This is a genomic window from Agrobacterium larrymoorei (assembly GCF_013322225.1).
GTDB classification, from domain to species: domain Bacteria; phylum Pseudomonadota; class Alphaproteobacteria; order Rhizobiales; family Rhizobiaceae; genus Agrobacterium; species Agrobacterium larrymoorei_A.
The window spans coordinates 20,670-42,991 of the sequence record NZ_JAAMFB010000020.1; the positions used below are offsets into that span (position 1 = coordinate 20,670).

Below are 22,322 nucleotides of genomic sequence, written 5' to 3' on the forward strand. Positions count from 1 at the left end.
CAGAATGCATCAAGGCTGTCCGGTCGATTTCTTGACAGCTTTTGAAAGCAGTTCGACATAATCGCCGAGGACCCAGGAAATAGACAATGGCGTGGGGTTCGCGGCGGTGCCTACGGGATTGCGCCCGAGCATGACGATGGAATCGTGCTGGACCGCAGGCATTTTTGACAGCAGAGGATCGGCGCGAACGGCATCGAGCAACTCCTGTCCGCCGTAGGTGACGATGATATCGACATCATCGAAAGTATCTACGCGCTCCGCGCTGACGGCTGATGCGAACTGGCCCAGCTTGGTCGCCTCCAGAACGCTTTTGGGAGATTTCAGCCCAAGATCGGCGAAGAACCTGACACGGCTGTCGTTACCCGTGTAGAAATTGACGATGCTGAGGTTGGTCGTGTCCAGATGCGTCACGAACATGGCAGTTTTGCCTTTGAGATCGGGATGGGCAGCGGCAACCTCTGCCATTTCACTCTCGATCTTTTTGATCAGTGCCTCACCTTTTTCCGCCTCTCCCATGCCTAAGCTGTTGAGACGGATCATATCCCGCCAGTCAGTGGCCCAAGGAGATTCCGGATAGGCGACAACGGGCGCGATCTGGCTGAGTGTGTCGTAGTCTGCCTGGCTGAGGCCGGAATATGCCGCGAGAATGACATCCGGTTCGGTTGCTGCAACCGCTTCGAAGTCGATGCCGTCGCCTTCGTCGAAAAGCACGGGTTTTTCCGCGCCAAGCGCCTTCAACTTGTCGCTGACCCACGGCAGAAGCCCATCCCCATCGTCGTCGCCAAAATTGGCTGCCGCCATCCCGACCGGCACGACCCCAAGTGCCAGGGGAACCTCGTGATTGGCCCAGGCGACAGTCGCAACCCGCAACGGCTTCTTCTCGATCGTGCTTGTGCCAAATGCGTGGTTGATAACGATTGGATATGTCGTTTCCGCAGCCGCATTGGCGAATACTAGCAACAACCCTGCAAGAAGGGACAACAGGGTCGGGATGAAGCGGTTCATGGGCACGCTTTCTGGATGTTTAAAGTTGACCTCAACTCTCAGCTTCACTCATCCGGGTCAAGTCCGATGTCGCTTTCAGATCGTTATGGACGCGAAGTTTCCGTGGTTTCGTACAAAACCGTGGAAAAATACAATACCGGACAAAGTTTCTCAAGTTATACGCGATCAACTGCGCTTCGCTCATTGCATGGGAAGGAGAGGGGAATTTATCCTCATCCAAATGGCAAGCGCGGATCATCTTTGAAGGCTGGCATGGGCCGTTTCACACGGTTCTCACAGCGGCAATCTGCATCTGGATCGTGAAATGATACTCAAGACACCTGAAGAACAGCGCAATGATAAGCAGCGCAGCTATCGCGACGCGATTCTGCTTGGCTGCACAGCTCTCGTCGGTTTTGCCCCTATTCAGGTTTCGGCGCAGCAGGCACAATCGAATGGTTCGACCGTTCTGGAAACGATTGTCGTGCAGGGCAGCGGCACGGATAATGACGAAAGATCGATTGTTACGCGACAGACGACGGGTGCCGGTAAGATGCCTGGTGAAATCCTGACGACACCCGCCTCGGTTTCCGTGATCACGGCCAAGGAAATCAAGGAGCGTGCCGCGACGAGCGTTGAACAAGTGGTTCAGTACACCGCTGGCGTCGTTACTGATTTTTATGGCTCTGACGACCGCTGGGATTTTTTCGATATTCGCGGCTTTAACCCTTATACCTATCGTGATGGTCTCGCGATCGGCAGGACGTTTGGGGGAGTTCGGGAGGAGCCTTATGCGTTCGAACGCATTGAGGTCCTCAAGGGAAGCAGTTCCGGCAGCTTTGGGTCAGCGGAGCCGGGCGGGGCAGTCAACTATGTAACGAAATTGCCGAAAAGCGAGCGATTTGGCGAAGCCTATGTGACTGGCGGGTCGTTCAATCACAAGGAAGTTGGACTGGATTTCGGTGACAACATTACCGAAGACGATACGCTTTCCTATCGACTGACTGGAAAGTTCCAAGATGCAGATGCCGAATACGATTACTCGAAGGACAACGAAAAGTTCATCATGGGCGGCCTGACATGGCGACCTACCGATCTGACGAGCCTGTCTTTCGTGTTCGATCACCTCAATAAGGATGGTGTTCCTGGTAGTGGCGGCCATCCCTTCGGCTCGGACTTCGATAGAAGCAAATTTTTCGGTGAGCCGGACTATTATTTCAACGATACGAATCGCAACACTTACAGCCTCATGTTCGACCACGATTTTGGTAATGGTCTGAGCTTTGGCTCGAATGCGCGATATGCGAAGACGAAAACCGGATTTGGCGGCACTTTTCTTGGCCTGACAAATGCGCCCGGCGCGAACCCTCTTAATCGCTACTACTTCGGCAGCGGGAAATCTTCAGAACAGTTCGTCATCGACGCCAACCTAATTTATGAGAAAAGCTTCGAAAATGTCGAAAGCCGGTCGCTTGTGGGCGTCGAATATAACAACTTCAAATCCAAGGAAAGTAGCCTGTATCTCAATGCGCCTCAGATAGACGCTACGAACCCTGTTTATTCTGGTGGGCCCGGCGCTGGACTAACACCCGGCAATGGCAATGATCAGGTAACAAAGGCGATTTATCTTCAAGAGGATTTGGTTTTTTGGGATAGGTTGACCGTAAGCCTTGGTCTGCGTAACGACTGGCTTGATCTAAGCCAAACTGCTTTGTCTTCCGGTGCGCGGACTTCCGAAAACCATAGTGAATTCAGCAAAAAAATCGGCGTTAGCTATAAGATAACCGAGGAACTTGCAGCCTTTGCAAGTTACTCGGAGTCGGTAGCGCCCCCTGCTGTTGGCAACGAACCGACGACCGGAAAGCAGTATGAAGTTGGTGTAAAGTACCAGCCGGATGCTTTGCCAGCGACATTCACAGCGTCGCTGTATGATCTGACCAAAGAAAACTTCTCCGTCTATGACTCCATGTATGTGACTTATGTCCCGACGACTGTAGAAAAAATTCGCCATCGTGGACTGGAGCTTGAGGCAAAGGCGGAGTTGACGGACAACATCGATCTGGTTGCGGCCTACAGCTACATCGACTCCAATATTGATGAACCGGGTGGTGTAAACAATGGCCACAGGCTGATGCGTGTTCCAAAGCATCTGGCGTCTGTTTGGACAACCTATACCCTTCAAGGTGAAGGCGCACGCGGTGACATGACGTTCGGTCTCGGTGCACGCTACACGGATAACTATTTTACCAATCTTGCGAACACGCTTACATCAGAAAGCGCAATCTTGTTCGACGCTGCATTCTCCTACAAGATCAAGGAGAACACGACGCTCCAACTCAATGCCAGCAATCTGTTTGATGAAAAGCACATCGCCAACCAGGATGGCGGGGGCCAGTATTACAATCCGGGCCGGGCGATTTATGCAACCCTGCGCCAAACCTGGTGAGGTTTCATTCCATCCATCGAACAGGGTGGGAGTTTCTCAGCGACCTACGGTGCGTAAACGACGCCAGGATGCCGGAGTGTCTCCGGCAATCTGGCGGAATGCTTTCGTCAGGTGTGCCTGATCCGAAAAGCCCAATTGCGCCGCTATTTCTGCAACGGCCAGATCGCTTTCGGCCAGAAGCTTCTGGGCAAGTTCGATCCGTTTGCCAAGTTGCCACTGCAATGGGGTCTTACCGGTTGTCTGCTTGAAGACGTTGGCGAACCAACTTTCCGACAAACCAACTGTTGCGGCCATCTCCCCGACAGTCATCTTGAAGTCGCCGCACGCGTTGATGGACGCCATGAGCCTGTTCATCTGCGCCTGTGTGAGGCGGCTATTGATCTGCTCCTGCTCTTCGCCTTTGATGTCCAGCAATCCGGCAACAATGCTGCCGACAAGACTTTCCGCAAAGGCGGGGTGTTTGGACGGTGCCGAAATTTCCGCTACCAGCAGGCTTGCAAGCGTTTCAATCGCCGTCACCTCCTCGACTTCGACTGGACGGCGTATCGCGGCCGTTGCCGAGGATGCGCCGACATGACCGGTAAGAAACCGGACCAACCGGTCTTTGTGAAGATGAAGATCGAGGTGAGAAAAACGATGCGAAGTATCGAACCGCGTCCATAATGGCATACCGGCAGGTACATAGACCACACGTGTCATCGGGCGATACCGCTCTGCCGCACCGTTGTCCTGATTGGTCATTCGGATGTGCGCGGAGACGTCATTGAAGAATATGACGATCCGGGGATCTGGTGACAGGTAGTAGCCCGTTGCCCCTGATTGCCCTTCGGCATCCCAGAACACGCTCATCACGCCGTCCAGCCCACGCCATTTGGCGGGCTGTAGAGCCCGGATGCCGGTCGTGTAGCTGGTCATGGAATGGAGATAGGTCATCGGCATTCTGCGTGAGCGGATGCCCATCGGTTCAGCGCAAAGACTAGCTGCCGGAGAAACCGGGCAAGAGTGTCGTCTGCGAAGATTGTACCAAGGGCGAAAGGAGTATTATGACAAACTTAATCATATTTTTCCTATCGCGCAAGATGCTAGGTATTTTGCCGGTTTTCTAACACGTTACCGACGTTTGGGCAGCTTCGGCAGCAACACCGTCAACAGGCCGAGAAGCGGCATGTACGAACTGATGCGGTAAACGAATTCAATGCCTTCCCGGTCGGCAAAGATGCCGAGAACGGCAGCGCCAATACCGCCAAAACCAAAAGCGAAGCCGAAGAACAGGCCGGCGATCAGTCCGACTCGACCCGGCACCAGTTCCTGCGCAAAGACGACGATTGCTGAAAAGGCGGAAGAGAAGATGAAGCCGATCAGAACGACGAGGACGGATGTCCAGAACAGGTTGGCATAGGGCAGCAAAAGCGCGAAAGGAATGACGCCGAGAATTGAGAACCAGATTACCACGCGAGAGCCGTAACGATCTCCGATAGGTCCGCCAAAGAAAACGCCAGCGGCAGAGGCTCCGAGAAACAGGAACAGGAGAACCTGCGCATGCTGGACGGACAGGCCAAACTTCTCGATGGTGAAGAAGGTGAAGTAGCTGGAGATGCTGGCGAGATAGGCGTTCTTCGTTGCGGTCAGAACGATCAAAACGGCAAGGGTCGTCATGACCTTGCTGCGCGGCAACGGAAAAGCCTTGCTGACCGGTGCGCGGCCAACGGTGCTGCGGCGGTGGCGGCTGTACCAGACGCTGACCCATGACAGAACAGCAAAGCCCGCCAGAGCAATCAGCGAGAACCAGCTGAGGCTTTCCTGTCCGCGTGGAATGACGATAAAGGCGGCGAGCAACGGCCCGATTGCGGTGCCGGTATTGCCTCCAACCTGGAAGAAAGACTGTGCCAGGCCATGCCGCCCGCCGGATGCCACACGCGCAACACGCGATGCTTCCGGGTGGAAAATGGCCGAGCCGATGCCAATGAGACATGCGCCAATAATCAGGATCGGGAAGCTGTGTGCGAAGGCGAGCGTCAGAAGGCCGGTGCAGGTGGACAGCATCGCGACCGGCAGGGAGAATGGCATGGGCCACTTATCTGTCGCAATGCCGACCGCTGGCTGTAACAGTGACGCCGTTACCTGAAAGGCGAAGGTGAGAAGGCCGATCTGCATGAAATCGAGCGAGTAATTGGCCTTCAGCAAAGGATAGAGCGAGGTCAGCAGCGATTGCATGATGTCGTTGAGCATATGGCAAAAGCTGGCGGCAGCGATGATGGAAAAGGTCGTGACCTCCGGCTGGAAGCCGACATTGGTTACACGCGCCATGATACTGATCTCCGGGTATTCTCTATAAAGATCAGTGCTTTTCACGCTTTAGGGCCGCGTATTCAAGGCCGAATGTCACGGTTTTGTGTATTTTAGGAGAATAAAAAGCTCAAAGCCGGCGCTTTTGAGAGCGACGGCTTTGTTTCTGTCCGTTCAGGCGTCCGCTTAAAGCGCGCCTTCATACTCCAGCGATGCGCCGATAAGCTCTCGTGCGTATGGATGCGTTGCCTTGTTGCCGGGAATGGCATCGCGCGGAAGGATTTCCGTCACTTCACCACGCAGCATCACGGCAAAGCGGTCGCACATGTGATCGACCACGGCCAGATCGTGGGTCACCATGATGTAGGTGAAGCCGCGTTCGTCGCGCAGACGCTGGAGCAGGTTAAGAATTTCGGCCTGAACCGAAACGTCGAGCGCGGAGGTTGGCTCATCGAGCAGAAGCAGCGATGGCTCCAGAACGAGCGCGCGGGCAATGGCCACACGCTGACGCTGACCACCGGAAAGCTGATGCGGGAAACGGTCGAGGAAGGAAATCGGCAGGCCCACATCCGTGATCGCCTTCTTCATGCGATCTTCCTTGTCACCCAGCTTATGGATCGTCAGCGGTTCACTGAGAACCGTGCGAACGGACTGGCGTGGATGAAGCGATCCATAAGGGTCCTGAAACACCATCTGAAGCGTGCGGCAACGTTCGATCAGCGGCATGTCGCGCACCGATTTCCCAGCGATCTTGACTTCGCCTTCCCAGATGTCCGTGAGCATGGAGACGCAACGCAGCACGGTGGATTTGCCCGAACCGGATTCGCCAACAAGGCCGAAACATTCGCCGGGCGCGACTGAGAACGACACGCTGGGCAGGACTTTTACTGCGGCAGGGCCTTCCCCGAAGGTGATCGACAGATCTTTGATATCGACGGAAACTGACATCAGACTTTCTCCTCCAGCCATTCGGGACGGCGGTCGAGTACGGCGAGCGGCGCACGGGTGCCACCGATGCGTGGCTGTGCAGCCAGCAGGCCGCGCGTGTAGGGATGCTGCGCCTTGTCGAGTTCTTTCGCGGAGAGGGTTTCAACAACCTGACCCGCATACATGATCAGCACGCGATCACAGAAATTGCGCACGAGGTTCAAGTCATGGCTGATCATGATGAGGCCGATGCCGCGATTGCGCACAAGATCATCCAGAATATTGAGAACCTGCAAACGCACGGTCACATCGAGCGCCGATGTCGGTTCGTCGGCAATGACGAGATCGGGATCGGCAAGAAGCATCATGGCGATCATGACACGCTGACCCATGCCACCGGAAATCTCATGCGGATATTGGTTGAAGACCCGCTCCGGATCGCGAATTTTAACCGCTTCCAGCATGGCGATGGCTTTCGCCTTCGCTTCGCTCTTCGGGCAGCTGAAGTGGCGGAGATAAGTTTCCGCAACCTGATCCCCAACTTTCTTGATGGGGTTGAGCGAGAACTTCGGATCCTGAAGGATCATGGACATGCGGCGCCCGCGAACCTTGAGCATCTGCTTTTCCGTCAGCGACAGAAGCTCTGTATCTTCGAAGCGAAGCGTATCGGCAGTAATCGTCGCACCGGGAAGAAGGCGTAGCAGCGCCCGTCCCACCGTCGATTTGCCGGAGCCGCTTTCGCCGACAATGCCGAGACGTTCACGGCCAAGCGTGAAGGAAACACCGCGCACGGCATCCACAGGCGAGCCGCCATAGCGGATGCGGAGATTTTTGACGTCGAGGATCGACTGTTCCATGGCTTATCTCCGGTTCATCTGTTTCGGATCGAGCGCATCGCGCAGACCATCGCCCAGCAGGTTGAATGCGAGACTGACGGAAAGGATCGCAACGCCGGGGAAGGTGACGAGCCACCAGTTGTCCAGCATGTAGCGTCTGCCGGTCGCAATCATCGCACCCCATTCCGGCAGCGGCGGCTGTGCGCCTAGGCCGAGGAAGCCGAGGCCTGCTGCGGTCAGAATAACAGTCGCCATGTTCAATGTCAGACGGATCAAGACCGAAGGCAGGCACATGGGCATGATCGACTTGACGATGATGCGTGTCGAGGATGCGCCCTGAAGCCGTGCGGCGGCAATATAATCCGCATTGCGGAACGTCATGGCCTCAGCGCGGGCTAGACGCGCAATCGGCGGCCAGGAGGTGAGCGCGATGGCGATGATCGCGTTGTTGAGGCTCGGCCCCAGCGCCGCAACGAAGGCGAGCGACAGGATGAGGCTCGGGAACGACAGGAAGATATCGGTGATGCGCATCATGACCGTATCGAACTTGCCACCAAGATAACCGGACGCGGTGCCGATGATGAGGCCGATCGGTCCGACCACGATCGAGACGAGGAAGATGATCGTCAACGTGATGCGCGCGCCATAGACGAGCCGGCTGAAGATATCGCGGCCTAGCTCGTCCGTGCCGAACCAGTGGCCGTTGCCCGGTGCCTGAAGCGTATTCGTCAGGCTTTGCACATAGGGATCGTGTGTGGCGATTAACGGCGCGAAAATAGCGGTGATGATCAACAGCAACAGAACGGCCAGACCGAAAGTGGACGTCGGGCTTTTCAGCAGGAACAGCACGATGTTCTTCAGGGCATTCAGCGAAGCCGGAAGGCGGATTGTTTCGGTTTTCGCAGTCATCAGCGTGTCCTCGGGTCGAAGATTCGGTACAGGATGTCAGACAACAGGTTCAGTCCGATGAAGATGACACCGACAATGAGTACGCAGGTCATCACGGCGTTCATGTCGCCGATGATCAGGTTGCTTGTCAGATACTGACCGAAGCCCGGCCATGCGAACACGGTTTCGATGAGAACGGCACCCTCGAGTAGCGAGCCATAGGCCAGCGCAATGATCGTGACGAGCTGAACGCGGATGTTGGTAAATGCATGACGCCAGATCGTCTGTCTGCTGGACAGTCCTTTGACCCGTGCGGTGGTGACATATTCCTGACCCAGCTGGTCCAGCATGAAGCTGCGTGTCATTCGGGTGATGTAGGCGGAGGAGGAATAACCGAGCAGGGAAGCGGGCAGGATAAGATGGTTTATCGCCGACCAGAATACATCCATGTCGCCTGCAATGAGGCTGTCGATAAGTAGGAAGCCCGTGTGCTCTTCCACGAGACCAATATAGAACTGGTCCATACGGCCACTGCCACCGACCAAGCCCAAGTGAGCATAAAAGACGATCAGTGCGATCATACCGGTCCAGAAGATCGGCATGGAATGGCCGAACAGGCTGAAGACGCGAACAACGTGGTCCTGCCACTTATCCTTATTGACGGCTGCGAACACGCCGAGCGGCACACCAAGGCCCGCGCCGATAATGATGGCGAAGGTCGCCAGCTCAATCGTTGCGGGCATCACATGCAGGATGTCTTGGATGATTGGCTGACCGGTGCGGATCGATACGCCAAAATTGCCGGTGAAAACATCTCTCAGATAATAGAAGAACTGTTCCCAGATAGGGCGATCAAGACCCAGCGAACGGTAAACCTGTTCATAGGTTTCGCGTGTCGCGTCTTCGCCGACGATGGCGCGGACAGGATCAGCGGGCATAAGCCGACCTATGAAAAATGTGAGCAGAAGCAAACCGAGCAGCGTAATGGCAATGGTGCCAGCTTGCCCGGCTGCGCTACCGAAGCGCAGACGCCGTATCGACATGATTTCCTCCGTTCGTCAGCGGTGGAGCTTCCTACTCCTTGTCTGACAAGTTTGGCGAACTTGTCACAAGAGCGTCATGCTGTCAAGCAATCGGAGGCGTATGGAGCTTGTTGAGAAAAATTTAATGTTCTTCAAACCTCGCCATCCCGCTACGCTCAATGAGTCTTGGGGGCGCCAACTAGTGCCCCAAAAGCAGCGCAAGCCGTGTTTAGGGCTTCAAGCCAGCGGGCACGGTATCGGAATGAACCGACTGCGATCTCAGAAGTGCCTTGTAACGGTCGAGGCTGCCGCGAAGATGAGCACGCATGCTTTCGCGGGCGCGTTCAGGGTCGCCCTCCAGAACCGCATCGACAATGTTCCCGTGTTCTTCCTGAAGATGCAGGTTGTAATCCTTGGGCCGCGCACCGGGCGCCGCGCCCTGCAATTCGCCACGCGGGATGATGCCGGAACGAATGAGTTGCAAAAACTCCGGAAAACGGGCGTTTTGGGTGGCTTGTGCGATTGCCAGATGAAAATCGAAGTCGGCATCCCGCGTCGAGCTGCCATTGCTGAGACATTCGCCAATACGGTGATGCGCTTCCAGAATCGTTTCAAGCTGAGCGGCAGAGCGCCGGGCGGCTGCGAATGCGGCTGATTCCACCTCGAATACGGTTCTCAATTCCAGCAGTTCGATGACCGAGGAAATGCGTTCCAGCTTGAGGTTGGTGAAGGGGAGGTCGTGCTTTTGAGGCGGTGTCAGCGCATAGACGCCAGCACCCTTGCGTGCCTGCACCAACCCGTCTGCCCGCAAAATAGCGATGGCTTCGCGCACGACCGTTCGGCTGACCGAATATTCCTTGGTCAGTTCGCTCTCGCTCGGCAGCCTGTCTCCCGGCTGGAAGACGCCTTCCGCCAGATCGCGCTTGAGTGCCATGCTGATTTTGGAGGCAAGCGAACCAACATGCTGATTGTCCAAAAGGCTTTCCTTTTGCATTGGCGCTCCCACATGTCGCGAAGTTGTCAGGCATGTTAGTGGATGCAAAAAATATTGCAAGCATCTCGCGCACCGCGCCCAGTGCCGCTTTTAGAATGCGGCAGGACGCATTGCGCTTTAAAGATATAAGGGCGGGTTGTTCAACCCGCCCCTCACATGTTCAGTCCTGGGAGACTATCTTTCTTTTGTCACTTCTTCGAAGCGCGTGACCCATGGGCTAACGATCAACCCCTTGACGTCGCTGCGGAAACCGGCTGTATCGATGACTTCGGAAAACGGCTGGATCGAGATCACGACGTCATCCATGTAATGCTGGATATCTTCGTAAGCCTTGGCCTGTTTCGCCTGGTCACGCTCAACGAGCGCATCTTCGATCATCTTGTTCAGCTTCTCGTCGTAGAAGCTGGTGCGCCATCCCTGATAGTTGGTCAACTTTGCCTCATCGGCATTGTTGGGGTTGTAAACCATGGAGCGAAGGTTGTTGTCAGGGTGGGGCTGCTGTCCACCGCCACCGCGGCCAACCAGAAGCTCGAACTTACGGTCACGCATTGCACCGTAAATCTGGTCGCCCGAACCGCTGATCAGATCGGCCTGAATGCCTGCCTGTGCGAGCGTGTTCTGGATCGCCGTCGCTGCTTTCATGAACGGGTCTTCGGAGAGGACACGGAGTGTCGTCTTGAAGCCGTTCGGATAACCCGCTTCAGCAAGCAACGCTTTGGCTTTTTCCACGTCGAGCTTAAAGCCCTCGTCAGGCAAGGCACCTAGAAAGCCGGTGGAAATGGGGCGCTGATGCAGCTTGCCATAGTAAGGCATCACAGCCTTGTCGAGGCCTTCATAATCGATGAGGTAGCGCAGCGCTTCACGAACCTTCGGCTTGGCAAACCGCTCGTCCTTCATGGAGACCGCAAGGTAATAGAAGCCAGAACCGGGAACGGATTCGATGCTGACGCCCTTGTCTGCTTCCAGCGACTTCAGATCAGGTGCCTGAAGCGAATAGGCGACGTCGATGTCACCTTTTTCCAGCATGAGGCGCTGGGACTGCGATTCAGGCAGATGGCGCATCAACACGCGCTTCATCGCTGGCTTTTCACCCCAGTAATCGTCGTTACGAGTCAGAATGATGTATTCGTTCGACTTCCACTGGGTCAGGTTATAGGGGCCGGAACCTGCGGAATTCAGCGTGAGCCAGCCAGCACCAAGATCGCCATCCTTCTCGTTTTCAAGCGCGGTCTTGCTGTCGATGATGGTGCCCGGGCCATTCTGGGCCAGGATCATCAGTAGCAGGTTCGGGTCATCCGGCTTGGGGAGCTTGAGAACAAATGTGCGTTCATCTTCAGCTACGAACAGCTTGTCCGCATCCTCCAGCTTGTAGCCGCGCGTTTTGAGGAAGGACGACTGAGCGAGATTGCGAGCGAGCAGACGTTTAAGGCTCCATGCCACGTCGTTGGCAGTTACCGGATTGCCGGACGCAAATTTCAGGCCGTCGCGCAGATGAAAGCGGATCGACATGCGATCTTCCGCGATTTCCCACTTTTCTGCGGCACGTGGCTGCACGCTGCGATCCTTGGCGGAAAGCTCGACCAGCGTGTCGTAGACGTTGTTGAGAACCTGAACCGTTTCGCGACCGGTGATGGCGGCGGGGTCAAGTGTAAGGATATTGCTCATGGTGGTTGCCACCACCAACTGGTCCTTGGGCGTTTCCGCCATGACACCGACAGGAGCCACGCCGATCAAAAGAGCGGCGAATACTGCGGATGCAAAAAACTTTTTCATGTTGCCTCCCATGTGGACGCTGTTTCAGCAACGCCCTTGCTAGTTAGATTTCACCCCATTCCTCCGTGGGGCTTCCGGCTTTATTCCAGAATGCTGCGAACCGGTGCTGCCAGCGCCCGTCCAATTGCTGCCGTTTCTTCCGGCGCCAGATGGACACCGTCGATGGCAGAAGATTTCGCCACGGTACCCGCGTCGAAAAATGCTGCGTCTACCTCGCGCGCCAGCGCAGCAAGAAGGGGCGATAGCCGCTCGGACTCCGCAATGCGTCGTCCGGCTGCGGGCTTTCCATTCGGACCTTCCACACATGCCGGAGGTGCGACGATCAACAGTTTCGGCTGTGCACCCTTCGGCTTGTAGGGAAAAGTTTCGATGATCTGTGCCAGCCGCCGCATGCCGGAGATCGCGACTTCTGCGACACCGCCATGCATTGGTTTCAGGTCATTCGTTCCCAGCATGATGATGACGAGATCGAGCGGCATGTGACTTGCAAGTGAAACCGCCAGCGCCTTCGAACCATTCCGGCACGCAGGGCCAGTGTGATCGTCATAGCAGGTGGTGCGCCCGCCTAAACCCTCGGGGATTACTTTTGCGAAGCCGCCGAGTTCCTGCTCCAGCACTTCCGGCCAGCGGCTTTCTATCGGATGACGCAAGCCCGTTGCCGGATCTGCGCCCCACGTCAAGCTATCGCCGAAAGCCAGGATAGTTTTCATCGACGATCACCGTACCCGATTGTTTTCGATGAAGTTGAAATTGATGTCTTCGCCAAGGCCAGGACGATTGGGCACATGCACGAAGCCGTCCTTGTCCATCGGATCGGAAAGCGAATTCAGGTAATCGTGACCATCGTCATATTCAAGGAACGGATGCAGCAAGCCGCGTTCATACCAGCGGCAGTTCTTCGTCGCCGCAACAACATGCAGGTTCATGGCGGTGTTGCCGTGGACCTCGCACTCCATGCCGAATGCTTCGGCAAGATGCATGGTCTTGAGAGCAGGTGTGATACCGCCGACATCGTTGACGCCGGTTCTGAGAATGTCGCATGCGCCGGATTTGATCCATTCGGCACGGTGCCAATGCTTGCCAGCCGCACTTTCCGGACCCACGACGGGAATGTCGAGATTGTCGGAAAGCCACTTGTAGGATGAAAGAGACTGCTCGTCCATCGGCTCTTCGATCCAGTCGAAATCCAGCTTTTCCAAGCCACGGCCCAATGCAAGAGCGTCTGTGCGGGAATACCAGTGGAACGCGTCGATCATCAGGCGAATATTCGGGCCGACCGCTTCGCGAACGGCAGCGCATGCCTTCAAATCCATCTTCACGTCCGGCGCCCAGCTCACCGGCGGCATCCAGGTGTGAAGTTTGATGCCCTTGTAGCCACGCTTGACGAGCGTTTCAGCAAACCGACCGTAGTCTTCAGGTGTTGCAAGGCCGCCTTCCAATTCGTCACCACACATGATGGAGCCGTAAGCTAGAACCTTGTCGCGATAACCGCCAATCAACTTGTAGACAGGTTGGTTGAGCGCACGACCTGCAAGGTCCCACAATGCACAATCGACCACGGCCAGCGTTCTGTCCGTCAACTGTGCTGCGGAACCGCGCTGCCAATGGGCCAGATCCTGCCAAAGACGCTCGCGGTCGCGTGCGTCCTCGCCGATAAGAACTTTCTTCACGAATTTTTCGATGACGTGAGGACGGACGATTTCTGGCGCGGTGAAGGAATGGCCTTCTTGCCCGTCTTCGGTGCGGATGGTCAGCATCGCCTGCTCGACCTGATGAGCAGGGCCCGGATGCGCATGACCGGCGCTATCCGAGTGGCGTCGTGTCGTCGTGCGGAAAACCCGCACCTCCACGTCGGTTATGATCATCGGCTCGCTCCTCCTGAATGTGATAGCATGTCTCGCTATATATGTCAGACATGTTTAGACATGTTTCCAAATCTTGTCAAACACGTTCTCGGCTGGTCCCGTTGGGGTAGGGCTAGGTGACGGTGTCCTGCTGGTTCTTTTACGAAGCAAGGTGCTGTAATGGCTGGTAAAGCCAGCGAAGTCCGGTCATAGAAAACGTGTTGGAAAATTCGGTTCGGGAGAGCAGGCGTGATCGTTTGTTTTGATATTGGCGGAACGACCATCAAGGGTGCAGGAGCCTGGTCGATCGATGACATCCGTCCCGTTGCCCGAAGAAGCACGCCTGTTCACGACTTCGACGCTTTCGTGAATGTATTGCGGTCGGTCATTGAGGAGATAGGTCAAACTCCTGACTGCGTATCGATATCGATTGCCGGGGTCGTCGACACTGACACGCAACGGGCGGTCATCGCCAATATTCCCTGTGCGCATGGTCGGCTGTTGAAAGATGATCTTGAGGCCGCATTGAAGCGACCGGTGCTGATTGCCAATGACGCCGATTGCTGTGCGCTGGCTGAATACGGTGCTGGAGCGGGCAGGGGGCATTCCGTTGTTTTTGGAGCTATCCTCGGGACAGGCGTTGGTGGAGGTCTTGTCATCAATGGCAAACTTATCAACGCTTCTGGCGGTTTTGCGGGAGAGTGGGGCCATGGACCTATTGCCGCCACGCGGGTCGGCAAGCCACCCGTCGAATTACCCCGATTCCGCTGTGGGTGTGGTCTAGATGGTTGCCTTGACGCCATCGGAAGCGCGCGAGGCATCGAAAAGCTGCACCGTCATCTCACCGGCGTTGACCTGTCCGCCGAGGGCATTCTTGAGGGCTGGTGTTCCGGTGATGAAACCTCCAGAAGAACCGTTGAATTCTATGTTGAAATCCTCGCTGGACCGCTTGCTCTCGTAGTCAACACCGTAGGCGCCACCATCATTCCTGTTGGTGGCGGGCTTTCCAATTCGTTGCCACTGATTACCGCTCTGGATGAAGCGGTGCGCCAACGCGTGTTGAGACGTTTTCAACGACCACTTGTCGTCAAGGCTGAATGCAGCATAGAGCCCGGAATTGTAGGAGCGGCTGTGCTAGGTTTCGACTTCGTTAAAGAGAGTGCTGCTAAACGGTAAGCGATCATTGAGGGGCTATTTTCAAGCCGGTTGTTTAGCCTCCCTCACCATCACGCTTCAGCAGATATAGCTTGCAACGGTTGGCGATCTGGCATCGTCACAGTCTCCGATAATGCCGGTTGCAGCGCGTTGTCTTGAGTGGCCAGCATACTCTGTCGCCACCCGTCCAGATGGCGTCGTATTTCCGATGATGTGCGCCATCATTCCATGGTCTTCTGTAACCGAAGAGGACGCCCCGGTCGTATGCGCAACCGGTGCGATGGAGGCGTAGTCGCAGATTCCCTGAGTTGAGGTCGTCGCTACCTTCCGATCCTTTTTTGCACAGCCGAAGGAGCGGCTGGATTTCAGTTGCCGTGGATTTTCTATCGATGGCATGACACAGGAGGAAAAGCAGATGAGCAGGAACCGTGGCGTAGTCTACTTGCGACCGGGCAAGGTAGAGGTGCGTGATATCGATGATCCGAAGCTTGAAGCCCCGGATGGTCGCCGCATCGAGCATGGCGTCATTCTCCGGGTCGTTTCCACCAACATCTGCGGCTCCGACCAGCACATGGTTCGTGGGCGCACAACAGCAATGCCGGGCCTCGTGCTTGGCCACGAAATCACTGGTGAAATCATCGAAAAAGGCGTCGATGTCGAGATGCTGGAAATCGGCGACATCGTATCCGTACCCTTCAACGTTGCCTGTGGCCGTTGCCGTTGCTGCAAATCGCAGGACACTGGCGTCTGCCTGACCGTTAATCCGTCCCGCGCGGGTGGTGCTTATGGTTACGTGGATATGGGCGGCTGGATCGGTGGACAGGCGAAGTATGTCACCATTCCTTATGCCGACTTCAACCTGTTGAAGATACCGGATCGCGACAGGGCATTGGCCAAGATCCGCGACCTCACGATGCTTTCGGATATTCTCCCAACCGGCTTCCATGGTGCGGTCAAGGCAGGCGTCGGCGTTGGCTCGACGGTCTATGTTGCGGGCGCTGGCCCGGTCGGCCTTGCGGCTGCGGCATCCGCCCGCATTCTTGGCGCGGCAGTCGTCATGATCGGCGATTTCAACAAGGATCGTCTGGCCCATGCCGCCAAGGTCGGCTTTGAACCTATCGATCTTTCCAAGAGCGACCGATTGGGCGACATGATCGCCGAAGTCGTCGGCACCAACGAAGTCGATAGCGCTATCGATGCCGTCGGCTTCGAAGCGCGTGGTCATTCTGGCGGCGAGCAGCCTGCCATCGTGTTGAACCAGATGATGGAAATCACCCGCGCTGCCGGTAACATCGGTATTCCGGGTCTTTATGTGACGGAAGACCCAGGCGCGGTGGATGCTGCTGCAAAGGAGGGTAGTCTTTCCCTCCGCTTCGGCCTCGCTTGGGCGAAAGCACAGTCGTTCCACACGGGTCAGACGCCTGTGCTGAAATATAATCGTCAGCTGATGCAAGCCATTCTGCATGATCGCTTGCCGATTGCCGATATCGTCAACGCCAGGATCATTTCGCTGGAAGACGCCGTACAGGGCTACGAAACCTTCGATCAGGGCGCGGCGACCAAGTTCGTTCTCGATCCGCATGGCGATCTGGCAAAAGTCGCCTGAGTCAGCCACGATATAAAAGGAAGGGCGCCGGTTTTGACCGGCGCCCTTTTTGCTTTTAGCTGGCTTTTTCGAGGTGGTAGTCGCTATTCGCGGCCTCTTCCGTCTTGTGCTGTATCAGCGGTCGGTTGCCGCTTAGCAGCCGAACAAGCACGTAGAACACCGGCGTCATGAAGATGCCGAAGAATGTAACGCCTATCATACCTGCAAAGACCGCAACACCCATTGCAGAGCGCATTTCCGCGCCCGCACCAGTCGAAATGACCAGCGGAACCACGCCCATGATGAAGGCAAGCGAGGTCATGAGGATCGGGCGCAGACGAAGGCGACTGGCTTCGATGGCGGCAGCGACGGGCTTTCTGCCTTCGAATTCCAGCTCTCTTGCGAATTCTACGATCAGGATCGCGTTTTTCGCGGAAAGCCCGACAAGGACGACAAGGCCGATCTGTGTAAAGATGTTGTTGTCCCCTCCCGTCAGCCAGACACCTGTCATGGCCGCCAGAACGCCCATGGGCACGATGAGGATGATCGCAATCGGAAGCGTCAGGCTTTCATATTGTGCGGCAAGAACAAGATAGACCAGGAGAAGCGCAAGCGGGAAGACGATGATGCTCGAATTGCCTGCGAGGATTTGCTGATAGGTCAAATCCGTCCACTCGAATTCCACGCCAGCGGGCAGGGTTTCGTTCAGGATTTTCTCCATAGCCGCCTCTGCCTGACCGGATGAGAAGCCGGGTGCAGGACCGCCGTTGATGTCAGCCGCGAGGAAGCCGTTATAGCGGTTCGTGCGTTCCGGGCCAGTCGTTGCGTCCACCTTCAGCAGCGCGGAAAGCGGAATCATCTGTCCGTTGGAGGAGCGTACTTTTAGTCTGCCAATGTCTTCTGCCTGCGCGCGGAACTGCGCGTCAGCCTGTACGCGAACGCTGTATGTTCGGCCAAATGCGTTGAAGTCGTTGACGTAGAGCGAGCCCAGATAAATCTGCAGGGTCTGGAAAACATCGGTAACCGAAACGCCTAGCTGCTCTGCCTTTGCGCGATCAAGATCGGCATAGAGTTGTGGCACATTGATCTGGTAGCTGGAGAAAATTCCAGCGAGTTCGGGTGTCTGATATGCCTTGGCGATGACCGCTTTGGCGGCCTCATCAAGGGCCTGATATCCGTAACCGGCGCGGTCCTCGATCTGCAGTTTGAAGCCACCGGTCTGACCAAGGCCGTTGACCGGCGGTGGCGGGAACATGGCGATAAATGCATCCTGAATGCCAGCGAACTTCTGGTTCAGCTGCATGGCGATGGCATTGCCGGAAAGCTCCGGCGTTTTGCGGTTTTCGAAATCATCGAGAACCGCAAAGACGATACCTGCGTTGGAGCCGGTGGTGAAACCGTTGATGGACAGACCGGGAAACGCGATAGCGTGGACGACACCGGGCTGCTCAAGCGCAATATCGCTCATGCGTTTGATGACGTCTTCGGTACGATCGAGCGTGGCTCCATCGGGAAGCTGGGCAAAGCCGATCAGGTACTGCTTGTCCTGGCTTGGCACGAAGCCGCTTGGAACCGCGGTAAACACGCTGTAGGTCGCACCAACCAATGCCAGATAGACCAGCATGACGACGCTTTTTCGGGAGACGAGCCCGCCCACCGTCTTTCCGTAACCATTGGACGCTGAGCCGAAAGCGCGGTTGAAGCCACGGAAAAACCAGCCGAAGACCTTGTCCATGCCGCGCGTCAGCCAATCCTTTTTTGCGCCATGCTCTTTCAAGAGAAGCGCGGAAAGCGCCGGAGAGAGCGTCAGCGAATTGATGGCGGAGATGACGGTTGATATGGCGATCGTCAGTGCGAATTGTCGGTAGAACTGACCGGAAAGACCGGTGATAAAGGCAAGAGGTACGAACACCGCGACGAGGACGAGCGCGATGGCGATGATCGGGCCCGAGACTTCGCGCATCGCTTTATAAGTCGCTTCACGCGGAGAAAGTCCGTCTTCGATGTTTCTTTCCACGTTTTCAACGACCACGATGGCGTCGTCCACCACGATGCCGATGGCGAGCACGAGGCCGAATAGGGTAAGTGCGTTAATTGAGAATCCGAACGCATACATCACCGCGAACGTGCCGATAATCGAAACCGGAACGGCGATGAGCGGAATGATCGAAGCCCGCCATGTCTGGAGGAACAGGATCACGACAAGAACCACAAGAGCGATGGCTTCGAGAAGCGTGTCGATCACCTTGTCGATGGACGAGCGCACGAATTTCGTGGTGTCGTAGACGATCTCGAACTTGACGCCATCCGGCATAGCGAGCTGCAAGTCGTTCATAGTGGCGCGGACGTTGTCGGCTATTTCTAGAGCGTTGGAGCCGGGAGCCTGCAAGACAGCGACGGCAACAGCCGGTTTTCCGTCGAGCAGCGACCGCAGCGTATAATCGGCAGCGCCGAGTTCGATGCGAGCGACATCCCGCAGGCGGGTGATTTCACCGTTCGCACCGGCTTTTACGATGATGTTGCCGAATTCTTCAGGCGTGGAGAGACGGCCTTGAGCGTTGACGTTCAGTTGAAGATCGACCCCGTTGGCGCTCGGCGAGGCGCCGATGACACCAGCTGCGGCCTGAACGTTTTGTGAGCGGATGGCATCCGTGACGTCGGCAGCGGCAAGGTCGTGCTCGGCCACCCGTTGCGGGTCGAGCCAGACGCGCATGGAGTAGTCGCCCGCGCCGAACACCTGCACCTGACCGACGCCTTCGATACGGGCCAGACGGTCCTTGATGTTCAGCGTCGCGTAGTTGCGCAGATAGGTGATGTCATAGGCATCTGTGGAAGAAACGAGGTTCACTACCATGATGAAGTCTGGCGAACTTTTGACGGTGGTGATGCCTAGTGCGCGGACTTCCGCGGGCAGGCGGGGTTCTGCCTGCGACACACGGTTTTGCACGAGCTGCTGTGCCTTATCCGGGTCGGTTCCCAGCTTGAAGGTCACGGTCAGCGTCAACACGCCGTCGGACGTTGCCTGGCTGGACATGTAGATCATGTCTTCGACGCCGTTGATCTGCTCTTCCAGCGGCGTGGCAACGGTTTCGGCGATCACCTTCGGGTTTGCACCAGGATAGGTGGCCCGCACCACAACCGAAGGCGGTACGACTTCCGGATATTCTGAAATCGGTAGAGCGCGCATGCCGAGCAGGCCCGCCACCACGATGAGGATCGACAGCACGGCGGCAAAGACCGGCCTGTCGACAAAAAATCTGGAGATGTTCATTTCAAAGCCCTCTCCGGCTGAAATCTGGAAATAGGAAGGACTGTCCGGCGGCGGTTGCCACCGGAATTTGCCTTGCTGTGCACTTCAAGGGAGGGCGCCGGACTGTTTTCTTCGGCTGCCCTGCCGATAAGTTACTGGTTGGTCACAACTTTCTCTTCAGTCTGCGGGGCCACCGTCGCCCCGGGACGAATGCGCTGCATACCGTTCACGACAATAGTGTCACCGACTTCAAGGCCGCTTTCTATGATACGCTGGCCTTCAGCCGACGTGCCCGGCTTGATTTGTCGGTAGTTCACCTTGTTCTCCGCATCGACGATGAAGACGAATTTCTTGTCCTGATCGGTGCCGATTGCGCGGTCGCTGATCAGGATGCGGCTTTCAGTCTGCGGTTCGCCCATACGGACGCGAACGAACTGTCCAGGGATCAGCCTGCCGTCCTTGTTTTCAAAAACGGCGCGAACCCCAATTGTGCCACTCGCGCTATCGACCTGATTGTCGATGAGGTGAAGTGTACCTTTGGTCGGCGTACCCTCGTCCGCAAGTGTGCCGATCTCGACGGGGATCTTTTCGAGAGCGGGAAGAGCTCCATCGGTCTTTGGCAACTCGGAAAGCGCCCGCATCACGATGGCTTCGCTGGCATTGAAACTGGCATAGATCGGGTCGACAGATACAAGCGTCGTCAGGGCTGGCGAAGCGGAACCTGCTGCAACGAGATTGCCCGCGGTAATTTCGATCTTGCCGACACGGCCCGAAACGGGAGCGCGGATATCGGTGTATCCGAGATCCAGTTCAGCTGTTTTCAACGTTGCGCGCGCAGCACGCAGCTGGGCGTCCGCGTCCGTGAAGGAGCTCTGCCGTTGATCGAGATCGCTTTGCGAAATCGTGCGATTGTCGGATAGACGATGGCCTCGGTCCAATTCCGTCTTGGCGAGTGCAACACGCGCCTCAGCGGAGGCGACCTGTGCCTGCGCACCCGCCATCGCTGCCTCATAAGGTGCTGGATCTATGGTAAAGAGCGCGTCGCCCTCCTTGACCAGTGCGCCCTCGCGGAAGTGAACCGCCTTGATCTGGCCTGCAACGCGTGAGCGAATCTGCACCCGGTCGACAGCCTCAAGTCTTCCGGAAAACTCTTCCCAGCGCATGATTTCACGGCTCTCGACTTTTGCGACCGTCACCGGCACCGCCGGTTGCTCAGCCGGGGTGGATGCGGCGGTGGCGTCGCCGTGGCCTGGCATTTCGAACAGGAATGCTGCTGCTGCAACGGACACAGCAAGCCCTATGCCGGCACCCGTCAGGGCCCGGCGCTTGTTACTCAGCGTCATGGATCTCTCCTTGGCTCCTTGGGTAGAGCCGATCAGTTTCTCAATTGAATTTCACGGGTATGTTAATGTTTTAAGTCTTTGACGAATGTCATGAATTCCGAACAGACGGACGAAACCCATTGGCCTCCGTCTCCACGATAAAGACCCGTCCAGCCGATGCCGGATGGGAAGGTATGTTGCCGGACGCAGACATCGGAAGCTTTCAAGCGTTCGGCATATCCAACGGTTTCATCTCGCAGCGGATCGTCATCCGCTGTGAAGATCAAGGCTGGCGCAACCCTGTCTAGTCTGGTGCACTGGCAGGGTGCGGCGTAGGGGTGAAAGAAACCACATGCTTTTGCGAGATAGTGGCTCCATCCATCTGCCCAGCGTTGGCGCATTCCAATCCGGTCTGCATCACGAAACGACTCCGTGGTCATCATCGGATCGATCATCGGAGACAACAGAACCTGACCGGCGAGCTTGCCGGGCATCCGGTCACGGGCTTTTATCGCTAGACCCGCAGCCACGTTGCCGCCAGCTTCCTCACCCGCCACGAAAAGCGGCGACTTGGCGCTGCCGAATGTTTTCCTTTCTCTGTCCAGATGATCGAGCGCTTCATAAGCGAAATCGATCACCATCGGAAATTCGTTGCCCGAAGCTTTGCTGTAATTCGCCTCAACGACGACGACCCCTTCGTCAGCCAATGCGCGCGCAATCGGCAACTCTGGATATTCCGAACGTTCTTCCAAAAACGAACCGCCACGAAGGTAGAGGACCACCGGCGGGTTTCGCATTGTTTGCGCGCCTTCGTACCGACGCACCAACAGGGGCGGTTTGGGCCCAGTGCCGCTCCCTATCTGTTGCCACTGCGTCTGCATCGTTCCGGTGTCCCTTGCGTTGCATAACGCCCGAAAGCCATTTGCAAAATCTGGAATGCATATTATTGTTCGGAGAAAATTGATCAAGTCGTCGATTTTGAAAACACTGTTCCAATTAAGAGGATAATC

General features: G+C 56.3%; 17 protein-coding genes. 3 read left to right on the forward strand and 14 right to left on the reverse strand.

Annotated features, from left to right (window positions below; all coding sequences use genetic code 11):
• Window positions 1-9 precede the first annotated feature (9 nt).
• Entirely contained in the window at window positions 10-1,005 is a 996-nt protein-coding gene (locus G6L28_RS13105) for an iron-siderophore ABC transporter substrate-binding protein (protein WP_174064270.1), read from the reverse strand.
• A 304-nt stretch (window positions 1,006-1,309) separates the two neighbouring features.
• Here G6L28_RS13105 and G6L28_RS13110 point away from each other — a divergent pair, with 304 nt between their 5' ends.
• Complete coding sequence (locus G6L28_RS13110) at window positions 1,310-3,430, forward strand: TonB-dependent siderophore receptor (protein WP_174064271.1); 2,121 nt, start codon at window positions 1,310-1,312, stop codon at window positions 3,428-3,430.
• A 36-nt stretch (window positions 3,431-3,466) separates the two neighbouring features.
• On the opposite strand, the gene G6L28_RS13115 is transcribed toward G6L28_RS13110, so the two are convergent.
• From G6L28_RS13115 to G6L28_RS13160, 10 genes are all read right to left on the reverse strand, one after another.
• Window positions 3,467-4,363 (reverse strand): helix-turn-helix domain-containing protein, encoded by an 897-nt coding sequence (locus G6L28_RS13115; RefSeq protein WP_174064272.1) that lies wholly within the window; start codon window positions 4,361-4,363, stop codon window positions 3,467-3,469.
• Window positions 4,364-4,540: 177 nt separating this feature from the next.
• Window positions 4,541-5,737 carry an MFS transporter gene (locus G6L28_RS13120; RefSeq protein ID WP_174064273.1) on the reverse strand — a complete coding sequence of 399 codons (1,197 nt, stop codon included), beginning with the start codon at window positions 5,735-5,737 and terminating at the stop codon, window positions 4,541-4,543.
• Between the two features lie 165 nt (window positions 5,738-5,902).
• The gene (locus G6L28_RS13125) at window positions 5,903-6,664 is read right to left on the reverse strand and encodes an ABC transporter ATP-binding protein (RefSeq protein WP_174064274.1); all 762 of its coding nucleotides are present in this window, start codon (window positions 6,662-6,664) and stop codon (window positions 5,903-5,905) included.
• Window positions 6,664-7,500 (reverse strand): ABC transporter ATP-binding protein, encoded by an 837-nt coding sequence (locus tag G6L28_RS13130; RefSeq protein ID WP_174064275.1) that lies wholly within the window; start codon window positions 7,498-7,500, stop codon window positions 6,664-6,666. Before G6L28_RS13130 ends, G6L28_RS13125 begins: the two co-directional genes overlap by 1 nt.
• A gap of 3 nt (window positions 7,501-7,503) precedes the next feature.
• Complete coding sequence (locus G6L28_RS13135) at window positions 7,504-8,388, reverse strand: ABC transporter permease (protein WP_174064276.1); 885 nt, start codon at window positions 8,386-8,388, stop codon at window positions 7,504-7,506.
• Window positions 8,388-9,410 (reverse strand): ABC transporter permease, encoded by a 1,023-nt coding sequence (locus G6L28_RS13140; protein WP_174064277.1) that lies wholly within the window; start codon window positions 9,408-9,410, stop codon window positions 8,388-8,390. The genes G6L28_RS13135 and G6L28_RS13140 overlap by 1 nt, the downstream gene beginning before the upstream one ends.
• Before the next feature lie 208 nt (window positions 9,411-9,618).
• Entirely contained in the window at window positions 9,619-10,383 is a 765-nt protein-coding gene (locus G6L28_RS13145; RefSeq protein WP_174064278.1) for a FadR/GntR family transcriptional regulator, read from the reverse strand.
• A 174-nt stretch (window positions 10,384-10,557) separates the two neighbouring features.
• On the reverse strand, window positions 10,558-12,156 hold the full coding sequence (locus G6L28_RS13150) for an ABC transporter substrate-binding protein (RefSeq protein WP_174064279.1): 1,599 nt from the start codon (window positions 12,154-12,156) through the stop codon (window positions 10,558-10,560).
• 80 nt (window positions 12,157-12,236) lie between these two features.
• Window positions 12,237-12,866, reverse strand: coding sequence for an SGNH/GDSL hydrolase family protein (locus G6L28_RS13155; protein WP_174064280.1), 630 nt, complete (start codon window positions 12,864-12,866; stop codon window positions 12,237-12,239).
• A gap of 6 nt (window positions 12,867-12,872) precedes the next feature.
• A complete protein-coding gene (locus tag G6L28_RS13160) occupies window positions 12,873-14,021 on the reverse strand; it encodes a mandelate racemase family protein (protein WP_174064281.1) in 1,149 nt (382 codons plus the stop codon).
• A gap of 228 nt (window positions 14,022-14,249) precedes the next feature.
• On the opposite strand from G6L28_RS13160, the gene G6L28_RS13165 reads away from it, so the two are divergent.
• Together G6L28_RS13165 and fdhA are read left to right on the forward strand one after the other, a co-directional pair.
• Window positions 14,250-15,176 carry an ROK family protein gene (locus G6L28_RS13165; protein WP_174064282.1) on the forward strand — a complete coding sequence of 309 codons (927 nt, stop codon included), beginning with the start codon at window positions 14,250-14,252 and terminating at the stop codon, window positions 15,174-15,176.
• Window positions 15,177-15,570: 394 nt separating this feature from the next.
• The gene (gene fdhA, locus G6L28_RS13170) at window positions 15,571-16,761 is read left to right on the forward strand and encodes a formaldehyde dehydrogenase, glutathione-independent (RefSeq protein ID WP_174064283.1); all 1,191 of its coding nucleotides are present in this window, start codon (window positions 15,571-15,573) and stop codon (window positions 16,759-16,761) included.
• 55 nt (window positions 16,762-16,816) lie between these two features.
• Here the strand turns inward: fdhA and G6L28_RS13175 are convergent, their stop codons facing one another.
• From G6L28_RS13175 to G6L28_RS13185, 3 genes are all read right to left on the reverse strand, one after another.
• On the reverse strand, window positions 16,817-20,011 hold the full coding sequence (locus tag G6L28_RS13175) for an efflux RND transporter permease subunit (RefSeq protein WP_174064284.1): 3,195 nt from the start codon (window positions 20,009-20,011) through the stop codon (window positions 16,817-16,819).
• Between the two features lie 131 nt (window positions 20,012-20,142).
• Entirely contained in the window at window positions 20,143-21,333 is a 1,191-nt protein-coding gene (locus G6L28_RS13180) for an efflux RND transporter periplasmic adaptor subunit (protein WP_174064285.1), read from the reverse strand.
• A gap of 62 nt (window positions 21,334-21,395) precedes the next feature.
• The gene (locus tag G6L28_RS13185; RefSeq protein ID WP_174064286.1) at window positions 21,396-22,193 is read right to left on the reverse strand and encodes an alpha/beta hydrolase fold domain-containing protein; all 798 of its coding nucleotides are present in this window, start codon (window positions 22,191-22,193) and stop codon (window positions 21,396-21,398) included.
• Window positions 22,194-22,322 lie beyond the last annotated feature (129 nt).